This window comes from Streptosporangium brasiliense, assembly GCF_030811595.1.
In the GTDB taxonomy this organism is placed as follows: Bacteria; Actinomycetota; Actinomycetes; order Streptosporangiales; family Streptosporangiaceae; genus Streptosporangium; species Streptosporangium brasiliense.
The window spans coordinates 1,610,333-1,629,510 of sequence record NZ_JAUSRB010000001.1; the positions used below are offsets into that span (position 1 = coordinate 1,610,333).

Consider the following 19,178-nt stretch of genomic DNA (forward strand, 5'->3'; position numbering starts at 1 on the left):
CGCCGTGCGGCGTGCCGGAGCCCAGGGGGACGCCCTCAGGCGCCCAGCCCGCGCAGCACGAACCCGCAGACGGTCTCCTCGGCCTCCTGCGGCGTCACCGTGCCGCTGAGCAGGGGCACCCGCTCGGCGCCGAGGACAGCGATGATCATGCGAGCGGCGGCGGCCACGTCGGGGGTCCGGAAGTCGCCCGAGGCCACCCCGCTGTCGATGATGCCGGTCAGGATGCGCTGCATCGGCGCGACGTGGTCGGCCAGACGCTGGTAGGCGTCGGGGCCCAGGGCCGCCGACAGGTCGGCGGGGCCGGGGTGGGGGTGGGCGAGCAGCCCGGCGAGCTGGAGCCGGACGAACACCCGCAGCCGCTCGGCGGGGGAGGCGTGCTCGGGCAGCTCCCGCCCGTAGCTCTCGATGAAGTAGTGCGTCACCCGCTCGGTGAAGGCCAGCAGCAGCGCGGCCTTGTCGGGGAAGTAGTTGTAGAGAACGGTCCGGGTGATGCCGGCCTCGCTGGCCACGTCGGTCATCGAGATGGTGTCTATCCCCTGGTCGCGGGAGAGCCGCGAGAACGCCTGCAGGATCCGGTCCCGCGTCTGGGCGCGATGTTCGCCGATCGTCGCGGCCGAAATCCGGGGCATGCCCCCATGGTCGCACAGAGTGGGCGGCGCGGACGGGCTGTGAGCCGTGCGGTCTCCGTACCGGAGCGCCGCCGTACGGCGGGGCGCGGGGGAGCTCAGGCGGCGAGCTCGGCGCGTGCCACCCGGCCGAGGTCGGCGAGGACCTCGGTGTTGAGCAGGTAGGCCAGCTTGGTCTCGCGGATGATCCGCTGCCTGCCGGCCTCGTCCAGGGCCAGCGCGTCAAGCCGGGCGCGGTATTCGTTCTTGAACCGGGGCAGGCTGCCGACCCGGTCGAAGAGGTAGAAGTCGACGCCGCCGCCCGGCTGGTAGCCGTAGATCTTCTGCAGCTCCATCCGGATGAACTGCCCGCCGGACAGGTCGCCCATGTAGCGGGTGTAGTGATGGGCGATGTAGCCGTCCGGCCGGGTGGCGACCTGCTCGATGCGGGCGACCAGCGTCCGGGTCGGCGGGGAGGGCTCGATCCTGGACCGCCAGCCGGCGCCGTAGATCGTCTCCAGGTCGCGGGCCAGCGCCTCCTCGCGGTAGAGCTCGGGGAAGACGAAGGGGGCGGCGACCGGGTCGTCGGCGAGCGCTCTGGAGGCGCCGTCGAGGGCGACGTAGGCGAAGTAGTGCTGGGCGACCATCTCGCCGTAGGCCTCGCGGCTCAGGTGGCCCGCCATCAGGGCCTTGAGGTAGCTCTCGTCCTCGGCCGCCCCGTGGTCGCTCCAGGTGGCGTCCCTGAGGACTTCGGAGAACGCTGGCTCACTCATGATCACTCCGCGCTGAAGAGGCTTTTCATGACACAGTGTCACAAAAATCACGCACCCCCGTCAAGCTGATGACGACACCTTGTCATTAAACCGCTCCCGGCTCCTCACCCGCCCGGACGGACCAGGCCGGTCTCGTAGGCGTGGACGATCGCCTGGGCCCGGTCGCGCAGGTTCAGCTTCGCCAGGATCCGGCCCACGTGGGTCTTGACGGTCTGCTCCGACAGCACGAGCTGCTCGGCGATCTCCTGGTTGGAGCGGCCCTGCGCGATGAGGGTGAGCACCTCGGTCTCGCGCTCGGTGATGTCGTCCAGCCGGCCGCGCGGGCGGCGCGGCCCGACCCGCGCGAACTCCGCGATCAGCCGCCTGGTCACCGAAGGCGCCAGCAGCGCCTCCCCGGCCGCGACCACCCGGACCGCCTCGGCGAGCTGCTGCGCCGAGGCGTCCTTGAGCAGGAACCCGCTGGCCCCGGCCCGCAGCGCCTCGTAGACGTAGTCGTCGAGGTCGAACGTCGTCAGGATCAGGATCCTGGGCGAGAAGCCGTCCCCCTCCAGGATGGCCCGCGTCGCGGCCAGCCCGTCCATGACCGGCATCCGCACGTCCATCAGCACCACGTCCGGCCGGAGCCCGGCCACCCGGTCCACCGCCTCGCGGCCGTCGGCCGCCTCGCCCACCACCTCGATGTCCGGCTGGGAGTCCAGGAAGACGGTGAGGCCGGTCCTGACCATGCTCTGGTCGTCGGCGATGAGCACCCGGATCGTCATGTGTTCTCCATGATCGGCAGAATGGCGGTGACCGCGAAGCCCGTCCCCACGGGCCCGGCCCACAGCCTCCCACCCAACATGGACGCCCGTTCCCGCATGCCGATCAGCCCGTGCCCCGGCTGTCCCTGTCCGCCCGCCTGCCACTGTCCGCCCGGCTGTCCTTGTCCGCCCGGCTGTCCCGGTCCGCCCGCCTGTCCCGGCCCGTCGGGGGGATGGCGTCCGGCGTCGTTGGTCACATTGACGTGCAGTTCGTCGCCGGCCCGGTTGATCCTCATGGAGACGGCCGAGCCCGGCGCGTGCCGCATGGCGTTGCTCAGCGACTCCTGCGCGATCCGGTAGGCGGACAGGCTCACCGCCGTGGGCAGCCCGGTCAGGTCGCCGCCCAGGCTGAGCGTCACGGTGAGCCCGGCCGAGCGCGCGGTGCCGACGAGCTCCTCCAGGCGGCCGAGGCCCGGCTGCGGCGCGGTGTCGGTGCGCCCGTCCTCGTCCCTGAGCACGCCCAGCACCCGGCGCATCTCGGTCATGGCCGCGAGTGAGAGCGCGCGGATCTCCCGCAGCCCCTCCTCCAGACGTCCGGCGTCCCCGGCCGCCTGCAGCGGTACGGCCTCCGCCTGGATGGCGATCACCGACATGTGGTGGGCGACGACGTCGTGCAGTTCCCGCGCGATCCTGGCCCGTTCCTCCAGTACGGCCTGCCAGGCCAGCGCCTGCTTGCTGCGCCGTTCCTCCTCCGCCAGGCGGTGGGTGGCCAGGCGCCTGGCCCGCACGTTGTAGCCGAGGAGCGCGGCGACGCCCAGCAGGAGCGCGGCCGTCAGGATCCCCACGTGGTTCGCGGGGTTGGCGGCCGCCACGGCGAGCATCGAGACGATCCACACGCCCAGGGTGGTCGTCCGTCCGCAGCGGACCGCGACGGCGTAGACGATCAGCGGGTAGGTGACGACCCCCGCCGTGGAGTAGGGCACGGTGGTCAGCGCGCGCACGACCGGGGCGGCCAGGAGCATGCCCAGCGTGGCCAGCCGCCAGGCCGCGAGCGGCCACCGGTTACGCAGCAGCAGGGGGAACGAGGACGCCGCGGCGGTGAGCCAGAGCAGCGGCTCGGGGAACCGCTCCATGAGGTCGCCGGCGCGCGCCATCTGTTCCTGGTCGTACGTGAGGTCCGAGAACCCGCTGCTGAACAGGAGCCAGGTGAGCAGGGCGTCGGCCAGCAGGACCAGGTCGACGGTCCGGAACGGCAGCAGGCCCAGGAAGGCGGGCACGCGCGGTCCCAGGCGGCGCGAGCGGGGGAACGGCGGACCGGCGCTCCCGCTCACCAGGGCGTGGGTGAGCGGCTGTGCCAGCCGCAGGAGGCCGTCGCGCAAGAGCATCGGCCCAGCGTAGACAGCTCCGGTACGGCCCGGCGTCATACCCCGGGGTGATCCGGATCGATCCCTCCCGAGAGGGACAATTACACAATTACGATCGCTCACAGCGAACACGCTCAACCTCGGGAACATTTCAAGGCTCCCATTAATTGAGTCGATGTAACTCAACCTTTGGAGTTCGCATGAGTGAGAGCTTGATCCTCCCGGTTCTTCCGCTCGACGACCAGGTCGTGCTGCCGGGCATGGTGGTTCCGCTGGACCTGTCGGAGAACGAGATCCGGGCCGCGATCGACGCGGCTCAGGCTCTCGACGACAACAAGCCAGAGGTGCTGCTCGTTCCACGCATCGACGGGCGATACGGTTCCGTGGGCGTCCGTGCCGTCGTCGAGCAGGTGGGCCGGCTGCCCGGGGGCGAGCCCGCGGCGGTGGTGCGCGGCGTCGACCGCGTCCGCGTGGGTTCCGGCACGACCGGCCCCGGCGCCGCCCTCTGGGTGCAGGCCACCTTGATCGAGGCCGTCCGGGCGGGCGAGCGCGCCGAGGAGCTGGCCAAGGAGTACAAGGCGCTGGCCACCACCATCCTGCAGAAGCGGGGCGCGTGGCAGGTCGTCGACGCGGTCAACCAGATGGACGACCCGTCGATCCTCGCCGACAACTCCGGCTACGCCCCCTGGCTGAGCACCCCGCGCAAGGCCGAGATCCTTGAGACCCCCGACCCCGCCGACCGGCTGGAGAAGCTGGTCGAGTGGTCGCGCGAGCACCTGGCGGAGCTCGACGTGGCCGAGACGATCCGCAAGGACGTCCAGGAGGGCATGGAGAAGCAGCAGCGGGAGTTCCTGCTCCGCCAGCAGCTCGCCGCGGTCCGCAAGGAGCTGTCGGAGCTCAACGGCTCCTCGCCGGAGACCGAGGAGGAGGACTACCGCGCCCGCGTCGAGGCGGCCGACCTGCCCGAGAAGGTGCGCGAGGCCGCGCTCAAGGAGGTCGACAAGCTGGAGCGGACCTCCGACCAGTCTCCCGAGACCGGCTGGATCCGCACCTGGCTCGACACCGTCCTCGACATCCCGTGGAACGAGCGGACCGAGGACTCCTACGACATCGCCGCGGCCCGCGCCGTCCTCGACGCCGACCACACCGGCCTCGACGACGTCAAGGACCGCATCATCGAATACCTCGCCGTCCGCGGGCGCCGGGCCGAGAAGGGCCTCGGCGTGGTCGGCGGGCGCCGCAGCGGCGCCGTGCTCGCGCTGGCCGGCCCTCCCGGAGTCGGCAAGACCTCGCTGGGCGAGTCCGTCGCCCGCGCGATGGGCCGCAAGTTCGTCCGCGTCGCCCTCGGCGGCGTCCGCGACGAGGCCGAGATCCGCGGCCACCGGCGCACCTACGTCGGCGCCCAGTCCGGCCGGATCGTCCGGGCCATCCGCGAGGCCGGTTCGATGAACCCGGTCGTGCTGCTCGACGAGGTCGACAAGGTCGGCTCCGACTACCGGGGCGACCCGACGGCCGCGCTGCTGGAGGTGCTCGACCCGGCGCAGAACCACACCTTCCGCGACCACTACCTGGAGGTCGAGCTCGACCTCAGCGACGTGCTGTTCCTGGCGACCGCCAACGTGCTGGAGTCCATCCCCGGCCCGCTGCTGGACCGCATGGAGATCGTCACGCTCGACGGCTACACCGAGGACGAGAAGGTCGCCATCGCCCGCGACCACCTGCTCCCGCGCCAGCTCGACAAGGCCGGCCTCACCGCCGAGGACGTCACCGTCGAGGAAGACGCGCTGCGCAGGCTGGCGGGCGAATACACCCGGGAGGCCGGGGTCCGGTCCCTGGAGCGCTCGATCGCCAGGATCCTGCGCAAGGTGACCGCCAACGTCGCGCTCGGCGAGGGCGAGCTGCCCGTGACGGTGGGAGACCTGGTTCCCTACCTCGGCCGCCCGCGCCACGTGCCGGAGTCCTCGCTGCCGGAGTCCCGCCAGCGTACGGCGGTGCCGGGCGTGGCGACCGGCCTCGCGGTCACCGGCGCCGGCGGCGACGTCCTCTACGTGGAGGCGTCGCTGGCCGACCTGGAGACCGGCGACACCGGTCTGACCCTGACCGGCCAGCTCGGCGACGTCATGAAGGAGTCGGCCAGGATCGCCCTGTCCTACCTGCGCTCGCGCGGCGCGGAGCTGGAGCTGCCGGTGGCCTCCCTCAAGGACCGCTCGGTGCACATCCACTTCCCCGCGGGCGCGGTCCCCAAGGACGGCCCGTCCGCCGGCGTCACCTTGACCACGGCCCTGGCCTCGCTGCTGTCGGGCCGTACGGTCAGGAACGACGTGGCCATGACCGGTGAGATCTCCCTCACCGGCCGGGTGCTGCCGATCGGCGGGGTCAAGCAGAAGCTGCTGGCCGCCCACCGGGCGGGCATCACCACCGTGCTGATCCCGGCCCGCAACGAGCCCGACCTGGACGACGTCCCCGAGGCCGTCCGCAACGAGCTCACCATCCACACGGTGAGCGACGTGCGGGAGGTCCTGGAGATCGCGCTCACCCCGGCCAAGGTCGCCGAGCACGCCGCGGCCTGACCCGCCGTCCGCACGGCCCGTCCTCTCCGGAGGGCGGGCCCGCGCTCTTTCCGGAGGGCCTTGTCCGGAGGGTGGGGCCCGGGCCTCCGGAGGTCTTCTCCTCCCACGGGAGCCGGCGGACTCCGTGGCGGACATCGCCGCGCCGCTGCCGCTGTACGTGATCTGCGAGCTGCTCGGCGCGCCGGCCGAGACGCGCCCGGCGGGACCGGCCGCGGCGGTCCCGGCGCGGCGTGATCGAAGTCACATGACCTACCGGGAATCAAGGTAAGCAGGGCCGCGTTGACGCACACGTGAACGTGGCGCATCGTGAACACATGACCCCGCAGGGCCGGGTCGTGTGTCGTGGCATGCGCATGTGTCAGGCCTCTCCCATGCGGGCCATGCGCCGCATGTGCCTCATGCACTGAAAGCCCGCACTCGCCCGTTCCCTCTACGAAGGCCCTGAGAACCATGACCTGCCCCGCGGACGGCCTCGTCCTGCGCCGTCTGAGCCATCTCCCCTTCCACCCCGGCACGCGCTAGCTCTTCCCCCGCTCTGAGGTCTTTCGACGATCCGTCTTGATGGTGGGGAACAGTTGTGATTGATGTGTCAGGCCTGCGTAAGGTCTATCGAGATCGGGGCCGTGAGGTGGTCGCCATCGACGGCGTCGACCTCCACGTCCGCGAGGGGGAGATCTTCGGCGTGCTCGGGCAGAGCGGCGCCGGCAAGAGCACCCTGCTGCGCTGCGTGAACCTCCTGGAACGGCCCACCGAGGGCACCGTCACCGTGGCCGGGCAGGAACTGACCACGCTGGGGCAGGCCGAGCTGCGCAGGGCCCGGCAGCGGATCGGGATGATCCACCAGCATTTCGCGCTGCTGTCCTCCCGCACCGTCGCCGGGAACGTGGCCTTCCCGCTTGAGGTCATGGGGGTCGGGCAGGCCGAACGGGCCAGGCGGGTCGCCGAGCTGCTGGAGCTGGTCGGGCTGGCGGACAAGGCCAAGGCGCATCCCGCGCAGCTGTCCGGCGGGCAGAAGCAGCGGGTCGGCATCGCCCGCGCACTGGCTGGCAGCCCCTCGGTGCTGCTGTCGGACGAGGCCACCTCGGCGCTCGACCCGGCCACCACGCAGTCGATCCTGGCCCTGCTCAGGAGCCTGAACCGGGAGCTCGGCCTGACCATCCTACTGATCACCCACGAGATGAACGTCGTCAAGTCGATCTGCGACTCGGCCGCCATCATGCGCAACGGCCTGATCGAGGAGTCCGGGGCCATCCCGGAGCTGATCGCCAGGCCCGGGTCCCGGCTCACCGCGGAGCTGTTCCCCCTCCCCGCGCCGGACCCCGGCACCGTCACGATCACCTTCACCGGACAGGCCGACGAGCCCGTGGTGTCGGAGGTGGTCCGCAAGTTCGACGTGGACGTCAACATCCTCGGCGGGGCGCTGGAGGAGGTGGCCGGCGTCTCCGCCGGACGCCTGCGGGTGCGCCTCACCGGTGACGAGCGTGACGCCGCCCTCGCCTACCTGTCCGGGCGCGGCCTGCTGGTGGAGGAGAGCCGGTGAGCGGGCGAGTGAGCGGACACGGTGGCAAGAGGCTGCGGCCGACGGAGGATGACGTATGACGTGGGACGAGATGGCTCCCCTGCTGTGGGAGTCGACCTGGCAGACCGCCCAGATGGTCCTGTGGTCCACGCTGTTCACCGTGCTGATCGGGCTGCCGCTCGGTGTGGCGCTGATCGTCACCGACCGCGAGGGCCTGTTCCCGTCCTGGACGCTGAACCGGGTGCTCGGGCTCGTGGTCAACATCGGCCGTTCGCTGCCGTTCATCGTCCTGATGATCGCGGTGATCCCGCTGACCCGGCTGATCGTGGGGACGACCATCGGCACCGTCGCCTCGGTGGTCCCCCTCACCCTCGGCGCCGCGCCGTTCTTCGCCCGGCTGGTGGAGACCGCGCTGCGTGAGGTCGGCCGGGACAAGGTGCAGGCGGCCCAGGCCATGGGGGCCGGCGGGGCCACCATCGTCGGCAAGGTCCTGCTGCCCGAGGCGATGGCCGGCCTGGTCGCGGGGCTCACCGTGACCGTGGTCGCGCTGATCTCCTACTCGGCCATGGCCGGGGCGATCGGCGGCGGTGGGCTGGGCGACCTGGCCATCCGCTACGGCTACCAGCGCTTCGAGACCACGCTGATGGTGGTCACCGTCGTCGTGCTGATCGTCATCGTCCAGCTCGCGCAGACCCTGGGCGACACCGTCGCCCGCCGTCTCGCCCGGCACTGACCCCTTCCTCTTCCCCGGGCCTCGCCACGAGCGGCGGCCCGTGGTCTCCCATGCCCAAAAGGAGTGCATCATGCGTAAGTTCCCTGCGATCGCGTCCGCGATCGTCGCCCTGGCCGTCGCGTTGACGGCCTGCGGCTCGACCGAGCCCACCACCGCCGCGGGCGCCGCGGGCAAGGAGTCGGCGTCGGAGGTGTTCAAGGTCGGCGCGAGCCCCGTCCCGCACGCGCAGATCCTGAAGTTCGTCAAGGACAAGCTCGCCGCCAAGGAGGGCCTGAACCTGGAGATCGTCGAGTTCACCGACTACGTCCAGCCGAACGTGCAACTCAACGACGGCCAGCTCGACGCCAACTACTTCCAGCACAGGCCCTACCTGGACGACTTCAACGCCTCCAAGGGCACCAAGCTGAGCCTCGTCCAGCCGGTCCACCTGGAGCCGCTGGGCCTCTACTCCAAGAAGGTCACCGACGTGGCCGGGCTGGCCGCGGGCGCGACCGTCGCCGTGCCCAACGACGCCACCAACCTGGGGCGGGCGCTGAAGCTGCTCGCCGACAACGGCCTGATCACCCTCAAGGAGGGGGTCGGCACCGCGGCCACCGAGCGCGACGTGACCGGCAACCCCAAGAACCTCACGTTCCAGCCGCTGGAGGCCGCCCAGCTCCCCCGCTCGCTGGAGGACGTGGACGCGGCCGTCATCAACGGCAACTACGCGCTGGAGGCCGGTCTCAAGCCGGCCGAGAACGCGCTGGTGCTGGAGAAGGCGGAGGGCAACCCCTACGCCAACGGCCTGGTCGTGGCCGCCGGCGACGAGCAGGACCCGCGCTTGGCGAAGCTGGCCAAGCTGCTCGCCGGCCCCGAGGTGAAGCAGTTCATCGAGCAGACCTACAAGGGGGCCGTCACCCCCGCCGCCTGAGGCCGGTCACCGGGCCGTGGCCCCCGCGCCGCCGGGAGCCACGGCCCCGCCACGCCTTCTCACCGAACATCGAACCGAGTAACGTTCGGTTTCATGCACCCGGGAGCCATCGCCGCAGTCTCGCCGGACAAGCCCGCTGTGATCATGGCGGACTCCGGACGGGTCGTGACCTTCCGCGAGCTGGATGAGGAGTCCAACCGGCTCGCCCACCTCTTCCGCGCCACCGGGCTCCGGCCCGGCGACCACATGGCCTTCATGCTGGAGAACCATCCGCTGTTCCTGGCCGTCGCCTGGGCCGCGCACCGCTCGGGCCTGTACTACACGGCCATCAGCTCGCGGCTGACGCCCGACGAGCTCGCCTACATCGTGGACAACTGCGGGGCGCGGGTGTTCGTCTCCTCCGCCAAGCTGGCGGAGGTCGCCACCTCGATCACCGCCGCGACGCCGAAGGTCGAGCTCAGACTCATGCTGGACGGCGTCGCCCCCGGCTTCGCCTCCTACGAGGAGGCGGTGGCCTCCCAGCCCGCCACGCCCGTCGAGGACGAGTGCCAGGGCATGGACATGCTCTACTCCTCCGGCACGACCGGCCGGCCCAAGGGCGTCAAACCCACCCTGTCCAAGGCTCCGCTGGACACGCCGGGAGCGCTGCTGCAGCTCATCCAGTTCCTGTTCGCGCCGTCGGCCGACAGCGTCTACCTCTCCCCGGCGCCGCTGTACCACGCCGCCCCGCTGCGCTACTGCATGAGCTTCCAGCGCCTGGGCGCGACGCTCGTGGTGATGGAGAGGTTCGACCCCGAGCAGGCGCTCGCGCTGATCGACAAGTACGGTGTCACGCACTCGCAGTGGGTGCCGACCATGTTCATCAAGATGCTCAAGCTGCCGGAGGCGACCCGGGCGCGGTATGACCTCTCGTCGCTGAGGTGCGCGATCCACGCCTCCGCGCCCTGCCCGATCCCGGTCAAGGAGCGGATGATCGAATGGTGGGGGCCGATCGTCCACGAATACTACGCGGGGACCGAGGGCAACGGTTTCCTCTACGTCGGCCCGGACGACTGGCTCAAGCACAGGGGCACGGTCGGCCGTCCGCTGCTCGGCGTGGTGCACATCTGCGACGAGGACGGCAACGAGCTGCCGCCGCGTGAGCACGGCACGGTCTACTTCTCCGACGGTCCGCGCTTCGTCTACCACGGGGACGAGGAGAAGACGAGATCCGCACAGGACCCGCTGGGCCGGGGCTGGACCACTCTCGGCGACATCGGCTACCTCGACGAGGAGGGCTTCCTCTACCTCACCGACCGCCGCTCATACATGATCATCTCCGGCGGGGTGAACATCTATCCGCAGGAGGCCGAGAACGTCCTGTCCATGCATCCGAAGGTGGCGGATGTGGCGGTCTTCGGCGTCCCGGACGAGGAGATGGGCGAGCAGGTCAAGGCCGTCGTCCAGCCGAGCTCCATGGACCTGGCCGGCCCTGGGCTGGAGGCCGAGCTGATCGGTTACTGCCGCTCCCGGCTCGCGCCCTACAAGTGCCCCAAGTCCGTCGACTTCCGTGAGGAACTGCCCCGCCACCCCACGGGAAAGCTCTACAAGCGCCTCCTGCGCGACGAATACTGGCCCGCCGTCCCCTGAGCCCCCGGCCCCCTTCCCACTGGGCGGGAGGGGGGCGGTGCCGGGCGAGGCGGGCGGGCCTGGTGGGGCCCGCGGGACACGTCGCGACGGCGGAGAGCCGGCCACCGGGAGACCGGTCCGCGAAACATGGTTCCGGATCCGTCTGTCAGGGCAGGTGGTGTCGGACGGGAGGTGCTCCGCCCGTCGCGGATCGGTGTCGTCGATCGCCCACCGGAGGGATCTCGGTATGACGCAACCCCAGCCACCCATGTGCAGGACGTGCGGAGCGATGGTGGAACACCCCGGGCGTCACCGTGAATGGCACGAAGCACTCCAGCGCCTGCTCCCCGGCCTGGAGGCCGAGCTGGAGACCGTACAGGGCGGCGAGGCCGACCACGGCTTCACGTTCTAGACGGGGTAGGTCCGGGACGACGGCGGGAGGGGCGGGTGGAGTCCTCAGCCCGCCGCCTGCCTCACGAGTGCGCCGATCCGCGCCTCGACGTCGGCGGTCAACTCCGTCAGGGCGAAGGCGGTCGGCCACATGGCGCCCTCGTCGAGGCTCGCCGCATCGTTGAAGCCGAGCGTCGCGTACCTCGCCTTGAACTTCTGCGCGCTCTGGAAGAAGCAGAGCACCTTGCCGTCCTTGGCGTAGGCGGGCATCCCGTACCAGAGCTTCGGCGTCAGGGCCGGCGCGGCGGCCCTGATGACCTCGTGCAGCCGCTCGGCGATGACCCGGTCCGCCTCCGTCATCTCGGCGATCTTCGCGAGCACGTCGCGCTCCCCGTCCGCCGCGGCGGCGCGCGGACCGCGACGCGCGGCCGTCTTCAGCTCCTGGGCGTGCTCCTTCATCGCGGCCCGCTCGTCGTCGGTGAACCCGTCGAAGTTCTTGCCGGCCGCGGTGGTGCGGTCGGTGGCCTTCTGCGGTCCGTTCATGATGGGAATCTCCTTGTGTACGACTCTTGGTGGGAGGACTGTCTTGCCGGAGCGGACGCCGTGGCCGCGGCCTCTGCGGCTCCGCTGAGAGATCTCGCGGTGATGAGGCGGGCGGTCCCGGGCCACGGGTCCGTGCACGCTGCCCGGGGACCGGCACACCCTATCCCCACGCGCCGGCGATCTGCCGGGTGGTGGCGTTGAGCCGGTTGAACATGTTGGTGACGCCGATCATCAGGACGATCGCGGCCAGCTGCTTCTCGTCGAAGTAGGTGGCGGCGGTGTCCCAGACCTCGTCGTTCACCGCGTCGGCGCGGTCGGCCAGCCGGGTGGCGGCCTCGGCCAGCGCGAGCGCCGCCCGCTCGGCGTCGGTGAAGTACGGGGTCTCCCGCCAGACGGAGACGGTGGCCAGCCGCTCGTCGCTCACTCCGGCCTTACGGGCCGTCTTGGCGCCGCCGTCGACACAGGCGCTGCAACCGTTGATCTGACTGACCCGCAGGTGCACCAGCTCCAGCGTCTGTCCCTCCACCCCACCGGAGTGCACGGCCTTGAAGATCTCCTGGATGGGCTGCATCGCGCCGGGCAGGATGACGGCGGGGTTCTGCATACGAGACTGCATCGGGTTTCTCCTCTTTCAGGTCTTTCAGGCTTTTAGGTCAGCGCCCCGTTCCCTCGGCGGCGTGACTCCATGACAGCCGAAGGAGAGTTGCCATGACGACGGCTATGGGACACTCTGGGACAGCTGAAACGGTCCTGGCCAGCGGCGACCGCCCCCAGGAAGTTTCCGCCGACGTGGGACAGGGAGACAGGGGAACGGTGGCTGTGGAACAGCGGGCGGCGAAGGCCGACCCGAAGGAAGAGCTGGCCGCCCGCCTGCGCCTGCTCCAGGAGCTGTCGGAGCGCGGCGTACGGGCCCTGGCCCGGGACGCGGGCCTCAGCTCGTCGTCGCTGTCGCGCTACCTCAGCGGCCAGACGGTGCCGCCCTGGCCCGCGGTGATCGCGCTCTGCCGCCTCCTCAAGCGCGACCCCCGCCCGCTGCGCCCCCTGTGGGAAAGCGCCTCGAACCCCCTGCCGGCACCTCCGAAGACCAGCCGCCAGGTCCAGCCCCCGTCGCCGCCCGCCGGGGCTCCGCGCCAGCCCCGCAACGATCTGCCGCGCGACGTGCCCGACTTCACCGGACGCGGAGCCCAGCTCGCCGCCGTGCTCGCCAATGTGGACAGCAGCCGGGTGGTCGCCGTCGACGGCATGGCGGGCGTCGGCAAGACCTGCCTGGCGGTGCACGCCGCGCACCGGCTCGCCGCCGACTACCCCGACGCCCAGCTCTATGTGGACCTGCACGGGTTCACCGCCGGGCGGGAACCGCTCGGTCCCGACCCCGCGCTGCGGGCCCTGCTCGCCGCCCTCGACGTCCCCTCGGAGAAGATCCCGCAGGAGGGCGGCATCGAGCCGCTGGCCGCCTGCTGGCGGTCGGAACTGGCCCACCGGCGGGCCGTCGTGGTCCTCGACAACGCCGCCGACGCCGACCAGGTCCGCCCGCTGCTGCCCGGCGCCGGCCCCTCCGTCTTCCTGATCACCAGCCGTAACCGGCTGCTGGGCCTGGAGGAGGTGCCCCCGGTGTCGCTGGACGTGCTGACCCCGCAGGAGAGCGCCGAACTGCTGGCCCGCGCCAGCGGCGATCCGGGCGGACCCGACAGCCGGCTGGCCCGCGACCCGGAGTCCGCCGCCGAGGTGCTGCGGCTGTGCGGCCATCTGCCGCTGGCCCTGCGGCTGGCCGCGGCCCGGCTGCGGCACCGGCCGGGCTGGACCGTGGGCATCCTCGTCGAGCGGATGGCGGAGGGCGCCACCGAGTTCGACACGGCGTTCGCCATGTCCGTGCGGCAGCTGGACCGGGCCCAGCGCCGCTTCTTCCGGCTGCTGGGCCTGCTGCCCGGCTCGACCTTCGACGAATACGTGGTGGCCGCACTGGCAGAGCTGCCGCTGCGCAGCGTCCGGACGATGCTGGAGGACCTGCTCGACGCGCACCTGGTCCAGCAGCCGGCGGCCGGCCGCTACCGGCTGCACGATCTGGTGCGCCAGCACGCGCGCCGGGCCGCCGACGAGCAGGACTCACCGGCGGAGCTGGAGCAGGCGCTGGGCCGGGTGTTCGACTACTACGTGCACGCGGCGTCGGCGGCCGACGCCGCGATGTCGTACCTGTCCCCCAGCCGGGCGGTCTCCGCGGGCCGCCCCCCGGCCGAGCTGCCGCAGTTCACCGGCAAGCACGCGGCCCTCTACTGGTTCGTCACGGAATACACCAACCTGATGGCCGTCTTCGAGGCGGCGGCCGCGGCCGGAGCCGACCTGCACGTGTGCGAGCTGCCGCGCTTCATGCGGGCGTTCTTCGCGCGGCGCTGCGGCACGACGCACCTCAACGTCCTGTTCGAGCGGTCGCTGGTCGCCGCGCAGCGCCTGGACGATCCGCTGCAACTGGCCGAGGCGCACAGCGACCTGGGCTTCGCCCGCTACAACGCGGGCCGGATGGCGGAGGCGGGTGCCGCGTACGAGGCGGCGGCACCGCTGATGTCCCAGGTCGGGGACACCAGGTCGGAAGCCGAACTGACCATGCGCCGCGGCTACCTGCGGTGGGACGAGGGCCGCGTCGAGGAGCCGCTCGAGCTCTTCCGGCTGGCGGGCAGACTGTACGCGGCCGCCGACTGCCCGATGGGCGCGGCCCACGCGACCGCGTACGAGGCCTGGGCGATGCTGCAGCTGGGACACCGCGAGGACGCGGCGCGGCTGGCCCGCGAGGCGCTGGACATCCCGCACACCGACCCCGCATGGCCCCCCACGCTGACGGCCCGGATCACCCTCGGCGTGGCCATCGCCCAGGACGAACCCGGCGAGGCGATGGAGCACCTGGAGCAGGCGCTGGCGCTGTCCCGCGAGGACGGGCACAAGCACAACGAGGCGTGGTGCCTCAACTGCCTGGGCGTCGCGCTGCGGCAGATGGGCCGCTACGAAGAGGCGCTCGCCAGTCACCGGCAGGCGTTCGCCCTGCTGGACGAGCTGTTCGAGGAGCACTGGAAGATCCATTTCCTCAACGGCTACGCCGAGACCTGCCGGCTGGCGGGCCTGCCCGAGGAGGCCGTGCGACTGCACCGGCAGGCGCTGGAGCTGGCCCCGAGACTGGGATACCGATACGCCGAGGCGCTGGCCCACGAGGGGATCGCCGCCGTCCTCGACGAGACGGACCCGCCCGCGGCCGCCGAGCACCGCGCGGCCGGGCAGGCCGTCCTGCAGGAGCTCGCCGGCACCGGGAGGAGCTGATCCATCTCCAACCCTCGGTCCATGCGAGCCGGAAAGAAGCTCTCATGGAGCGGTTTCCGGGCTGTTCCGCCTGCTTTGAACAGCCACTATAGGCAGGCTGTCAGAGGATTCGAACGGCCCCCGTCTCGCCTTTCACAACGAGACGAGGGCCACCATTCCCTGCTCCACCCCTCAGAAGAGCAGGGCCGTCAACCGCTCGCGCTGCTGTTCGACGCGCCGGCTGCCCGGCCGGACCCCGGTGACGCGGGGACGACACCAGCCGGGAGGTAGTGCACCTGGCTGCCGCGCCGCAGCGACTACGACAGCCAGGTGGTCTAGACGAGTAAGTCTTATCTCTGGTTAGTGGTCGTACGCGATCAGTGAACGGGTGATGGGCTGGCCGGTGGCGCGGTTGTTCCAGATCGCGGCGGTCATCGCCAAGATACGTTGGGCGATGCGTGCACCGACTCCATCGGGGCTGCGTCCGCCGTGGAGCTCGAGATCGAGTTGACCTTTGAGGGTGTCGTTGACCGATTCGATGAGCTGACGGATGGGTTTGAGGAACTGCTCGCCTGGGCGGGGTGTGCGGTTGCGGTAGGAAGGCCGCAGCAGCCGCACGCCTCGTTCAGCCAGGTAGTGGTCCAGTTCGGCCGACACGTATCCCTTGTCGGCGATGATCAGCAGCCCTGGCCGGTCGGTGAGCAGGTCGGGATCGTGATCAAGAATGGCCATCAGCACCTGCCGTTCGTCGATCTTCGGAGTGGCCAGGGCCCAGGTGATCGGCAGCCCGGCCGGAGTGCAGACCAGATGTAGCCGCAGGCCCCAGAAGAAGCGCGAGTGGGAGCGGCAGTAGCCTCAGGTCCGAGCGCTGTGTGGTGGGGCGGGAGCGGCCGCATTCGACCGGGGTGGAGTCGATGACCCAGACCGGATCGGTCCACAGGCCTGTGTCGCGGGCCAGGACGCGGATCGCGCGCTGGAGCAAGGGTAGGGCGTTGCGCAGCCGTTTGTTGTAGCCGGACTGGCCGGGCAGGTAGGGGAAGGCGCCGGGTAGATGTCGGGGGACGAACCGCAACCAGCGGGCTTCGGAACGTACACCGAGCAGGACCTGGGCCACGGCCAAGGTCACCAGCTCGGCGTCGGTCAGCTTCGGTGGGCGTCCGATGCGGGGTGATGTGCCGAGCCAGTCGTCGATCTTCACGTACAGTGCGGTGAGAAGGGTGTTGATGTCTGTCGTCACAAACAGATCGTCGACACCCTTCGCTGTTCCCGCAGCCCAAACGACTTAGTGGGTGTTTGATCCCGTGAGTTTCGTTTGGTTTGGCTTTCAGGTGTTTCGCCAGGTCGGGGTGGATTCGCGGGTGAGTCGGCGGGTCATGAGGTCGATCATGGCGGTGTGGATCATGGCTTCGGAGCGGGTGGGCAGGGCCTCGTAGTCACGGGTCAGGCGGCGGTGGAGCATCAGCCAGCCGAAGGTCCGCTCCACGACCCAGCGGCGGGGAAGAGGGGTGAACCCCCTGGTGGCGGGATCGCGGCGGACGACCTCGACATCGATGCCGAGGGCGGCGCCGTGCTCGATGACGGTGGTGCGGTAGCCGCTGTCGGCCCAGGCTTTGGTGATGGTCGGGTTGTCTGCGGCGACCTGGGTCAGCAGGGGCAGGCCGGCGGCGCCGTCGGAGACGCCGGCGGCGGTGACCAGCACCGCGAGGAGCAGGCCGAGGGTGTCGGTGACGATACTGCGCTTGCGGCCGGCGATCTTCTTGCCGGCGTCATAGCCCTGGCCGGTGGCCGGCACGTTGGCTGAGGTTTTGACGCTTTGGGCGTCGATGATGCAGGCCGTCGGTTCGGGATCGCGACCTTCTGTGGTGCGGGCCAGGCGGCGCAGCAGGGCGCTGAGCTGGATGAAGATGCCGTCGGTCTGCCAGTGGGCGAAGTATCCGTAGACGGTCTGCCAGGGCGGATACTCGTGTGGCAGGTAGCGCCAGGGGATGCCGGTGCGGTCGACGTACAAGATTGCGTTCATGATGGCGCGCAGGTCGTGCTCGGGTGGGCGTCCGATGTCCAGGCCCTTTCCTCTGCGTTCGGTGCGCCAGGCGGTCAGCACGGGTTCGAGGAGCTTCCAGCGGGCGTCGGACAGGTCACTGGGGTACGGTCGCTGCTCGGCCATGTCCTGGACGTATCGTGTGGCGCGCCGGCCGCCCAGCCCTTCGGAGATGTTCGTCACCGGGTGGTAAGGACAAAGCCTCAGGTCATGGAATGAGACGGGATTTTCCGGTACGAGACCGGCGCCTGGCGGGTGCTTAACCGAACGCGCTGGCTCGCGTATCTACCGAAAACCATACGAGACTGGCAGCCTCTCGAGGAGGCAAAATGGGGCGATAGCTCATAGAGAGGGATAAAACACCCACTTAGTGGGTGTTTGATCCCGTGATTTTCGTTTGGTTTGGCTTTCAGGTGTTTCGCCAGGTCGGGGTGGATTCGCGGGTGAGTCGGCGGGTCATGAGGTCGATCATGGCGGTGTGGATCATGGCTTCGGAGCGGGTGGGCAGGGCCTCGTAGTCACGGGTCAGGCGGCGGTGGAGCATCAGCCAGCCGAAGGTCCGCTCCACGACCCAGCGGCGGGGAAGAGGGGTGAACCCCCTGGTGGCGGGATCGCGGCGGACGACCTCGACATCGATGCCGAGGGCGGCGCCGTGCTCGATGACGGTGGTGCGGTAGCCGCTGTCGGCCCAGGCTTTGGTGATGGTCGGGTTGTCTGCGGCGACCTGGGTCAGCAGGGGCAGGCCGGCGGCGCCGTCGGAGACGCCGGCGGCGGTGACCAGCACCGCGAGGAGCAGGCCGAGGGTGTCGGTGACGATACTGCGCTTGCGGCCGGCGATCTTCTTGCCGGCGTCATAGCCCTGGCCGGTGGCCGGCACGTTGGCTGAGGTTTTGACGCTTTGGGCGTCGATGATGCAGGCCGTCGGTTCGGGATCGCGACCTTCTGTGGTGCGGGCCAGGCGGCGCAGCAGGGCGCTGAGCTGGATGAAGATGCCGTCGGTCTGCCAGTGGGCGAAGTATCCGTAGACGGTCTGCCAGGGCGGATACTCGTGTGGCAGGTAGCGCCAGGGGATGCCGGTGCGGTCGACGTACAAGATTGCGTTCATGATGGCGCGCAGGTCGTGCTCGGGTGGGCGTCCGATGTCCAGGCCCTTTCCTCTGCGTTCGGTGCGCCAGGCGGTCAGCACGGGTTCGAGGAGCTTCCAGCGGGCGTCGGACAGGTCACTGGGGTACGGTCGCTGCTCGGCCATGTCCTGGACGTATCGTGTGGCGCGCCGGCCGCCCAGCCCTTCGGAGATGTTCGTCACCGGGTGGTAAGGACAAAGCCTCAGGTCATGGAATGAGACAGGATTTTCCGGTACGAGACCGGCGCCTGGCGGGTGCTTAACCGAACGCGCTGGCTCGCGTATCTACCGAAAACCATACGAGACTGGCAGCCTCTCGAGGAGGCAAAATGGGGCGATAGCTCATAGAGAGGGATAAAACACCCACTTAGGACTTAATCGTCTAGTACTGGATGCACTCACACCCAGGAGCACTGGGCTCATAGGTCACGCGGCCGGCCTCGCCGCTGCCGTGCCGGGTGAGCGCCCACTGCACCCGCCACCAGTGATGAGGCGAGCTCGCGGCCATCCGGCCGAGGACCTCCTGAGCGGCCGACCAGGTCCCGGGTAACGACGCCGGGAGCGCGCACGCCTGGCCGGAAGATCAGGTGCGACGGCAAGGGAAAGGGGGTGATGTGCCGCCGCACCAGTTCATGACGGGCCGCCGACGCAGATGTCGACCCACTCCTCATCGGTTACCCAGGCCACGCCGAGCACGTCGGCGGCGAGATCAAGGTCTTTCCGGGTGAGTCTCCAGCGGCGAGCGAGGGCGACGGCCAGCTCTCGCGAGGTCATGCGGAATCGCGATGGTTGGCCTGGACCCGCTTGACCGTTGCGACGATGCGGTCCAACGCGGCTTCAACTTCGAGCGTGACCTGGGTGCCGTCCGGCCAATACCTGGTTGGGGGCGTGGCGTCGGCGGTATCACCGGCCGTAGGCTGCGTCATGGGTCAGGACCTCGCTTCCTGATCAAGGGCTCGTCTCGACGTTCACAGCATCGT

Annotated in this window: 17 protein-coding genes and 1 pseudogene; 8 read left to right on the forward strand and 10 right to left on the reverse strand. The window is 70.3% G+C overall.

Annotated features, from left to right (window positions below; translation table 11 throughout):
• Nucleotides 1-35: 35 nt before the first annotated feature.
• From J2S55_RS07185 to J2S55_RS07200, 4 genes are all read right to left on the reverse strand, one after another.
• On the reverse strand, nt 36-629 hold the full coding sequence (locus J2S55_RS07185) for a TetR/AcrR family transcriptional regulator (RefSeq protein ID WP_306858188.1): 594 nt from the start codon (nt 627-629) through the stop codon (nt 36-38).
• Between the two features lie 95 nt (nt 630-724).
• Nucleotides 725-1,378: a biliverdin-producing heme oxygenase gene (locus tag J2S55_RS07190; protein ID WP_306858189.1), complete on the reverse strand. Its 654-nt coding sequence runs from the start codon at nt 1,376-1,378 to the stop codon at nt 725-727.
• 104 nt (nt 1,379-1,482) lie between these two features.
• Nucleotides 1,483-2,139 carry a response regulator gene (locus tag J2S55_RS07195; RefSeq protein ID WP_306858190.1) on the reverse strand — a complete coding sequence of 219 codons (657 nt, stop codon included), beginning with the start codon at nt 2,137-2,139 and terminating at the stop codon, nt 1,483-1,485.
• Nucleotides 2,136-3,503: a sensor histidine kinase gene (locus J2S55_RS07200; protein WP_306858191.1), complete on the reverse strand. Its 1,368-nt coding sequence runs from the start codon at nt 3,501-3,503 to the stop codon at nt 2,136-2,138. Before J2S55_RS07200 ends, J2S55_RS07195 begins: the two co-directional genes overlap by 4 nt.
• A gap of 179 nt (nt 3,504-3,682) precedes the next feature.
• Between J2S55_RS07200 and lon the strand changes: the two genes are divergently transcribed.
• The 7 genes from lon (at nt 3,683) to J2S55_RS07235 (ending at nt 11,234) form a co-directional block, all read left to right on the forward strand.
• Nucleotides 3,683-6,052, forward strand: a complete 2,370-nt coding sequence (gene lon, locus J2S55_RS07205; RefSeq protein WP_306858192.1) for an endopeptidase La — start codon at nt 3,683-3,685, stop codon at nt 6,050-6,052.
• Nucleotides 6,053-6,176: 124 nt separating this feature from the next.
• Nucleotides 6,177-6,320 carry a hypothetical protein gene (locus J2S55_RS07210; RefSeq protein WP_306858193.1) on the forward strand — a complete coding sequence of 48 codons (144 nt, stop codon included), beginning with the start codon at nt 6,177-6,179 and terminating at the stop codon, nt 6,318-6,320.
• 309 nt (nt 6,321-6,629) lie between these two features.
• Entirely contained in the window at nt 6,630-7,592 is a 963-nt protein-coding gene (locus J2S55_RS07215) for a methionine ABC transporter ATP-binding protein (RefSeq protein WP_306858194.1), read from the forward strand.
• Between the two features lie 55 nt (nt 7,593-7,647).
• Complete coding sequence (locus J2S55_RS07220; protein WP_306858195.1) at nt 7,648-8,304, forward strand: methionine ABC transporter permease; 657 nt, start codon at nt 7,648-7,650, stop codon at nt 8,302-8,304.
• 70 nt (nt 8,305-8,374) lie between these two features.
• Nucleotides 8,375-9,214, forward strand: coding sequence for a MetQ/NlpA family ABC transporter substrate-binding protein (locus J2S55_RS07225; RefSeq protein ID WP_306858196.1), 840 nt, complete (start codon nt 8,375-8,377; stop codon nt 9,212-9,214).
• Nucleotides 9,215-9,307: 93 nt separating this feature from the next.
• On the forward strand, nt 9,308-10,843 hold the full coding sequence (locus tag J2S55_RS07230) for an acyl-CoA synthetase (protein WP_306858197.1): 1,536 nt from the start codon (nt 9,308-9,310) through the stop codon (nt 10,841-10,843).
• A 268-nt stretch (nt 10,844-11,111) separates the two neighbouring features.
• Nucleotides 11,112-11,234 carry a hypothetical protein gene (locus tag J2S55_RS07235; protein ID WP_306858198.1) on the forward strand — a complete coding sequence of 41 codons (123 nt, stop codon included), beginning with the start codon at nt 11,112-11,114 and terminating at the stop codon, nt 11,232-11,234.
• 44 nt (nt 11,235-11,278) lie between these two features.
• Here the strand turns inward: J2S55_RS07235 and J2S55_RS07240 are convergent, their stop codons facing one another.
• Both J2S55_RS07240 and J2S55_RS07245 read right to left on the reverse strand, forming a co-directional pair.
• The gene (locus J2S55_RS07240) at nt 11,279-11,755 is read right to left on the reverse strand and encodes an iron chaperone (protein ID WP_306858200.1); all 477 of its coding nucleotides are present in this window, start codon (nt 11,753-11,755) and stop codon (nt 11,279-11,281) included.
• Between the two features lie 160 nt (nt 11,756-11,915).
• The gene (locus J2S55_RS07245; protein WP_306858202.1) at nt 11,916-12,371 is read right to left on the reverse strand and encodes a carboxymuconolactone decarboxylase family protein; all 456 of its coding nucleotides are present in this window, start codon (nt 12,369-12,371) and stop codon (nt 11,916-11,918) included.
• 197 nt (nt 12,372-12,568) lie between these two features.
• On the opposite strand from J2S55_RS07245, the gene J2S55_RS07250 reads away from it, so the two are divergent.
• Nucleotides 12,569-15,058 carry a tetratricopeptide repeat protein gene (locus tag J2S55_RS07250; protein ID WP_306858203.1) on the forward strand — a complete coding sequence of 830 codons (2,490 nt, stop codon included), beginning with the start codon at nt 12,569-12,571 and terminating at the stop codon, nt 15,056-15,058.
• Nucleotides 15,059-15,397: 339 nt separating this feature from the next.
• On the opposite strand, the pseudogene J2S55_RS07255 reads toward J2S55_RS07250, so the two are convergent.
• The 4 genes and pseudogenes from J2S55_RS07255 to J2S55_RS07270 form a co-directional block, all read right to left on the reverse strand.
• Nucleotides 15,398-16,274 (reverse strand): annotated as a pseudogene (locus J2S55_RS07255) (IS982 family transposase).
• 87 nt (nt 16,275-16,361) lie between these two features.
• The gene (locus J2S55_RS07260; protein WP_306858579.1) at nt 16,362-17,201 is read right to left on the reverse strand and encodes an IS5 family transposase; all 840 of its coding nucleotides are present in this window, start codon (nt 17,199-17,201) and stop codon (nt 16,362-16,364) included.
• A 283-nt stretch (nt 17,202-17,484) separates the two neighbouring features.
• The gene (locus tag J2S55_RS07265; protein ID WP_306858579.1) at nt 17,485-18,324 is read right to left on the reverse strand and encodes an IS5 family transposase; all 840 of its coding nucleotides are present in this window, start codon (nt 18,322-18,324) and stop codon (nt 17,485-17,487) included.
• Nucleotides 18,325-18,828: 504 nt separating this feature from the next.
• Nucleotides 18,829-18,972, reverse strand: coding sequence for a hypothetical protein (locus J2S55_RS07270; protein WP_306858204.1), 144 nt, complete (start codon nt 18,970-18,972; stop codon nt 18,829-18,831).
• Between the last annotated feature and the right edge of the window lie 206 nt (nt 18,973-19,178).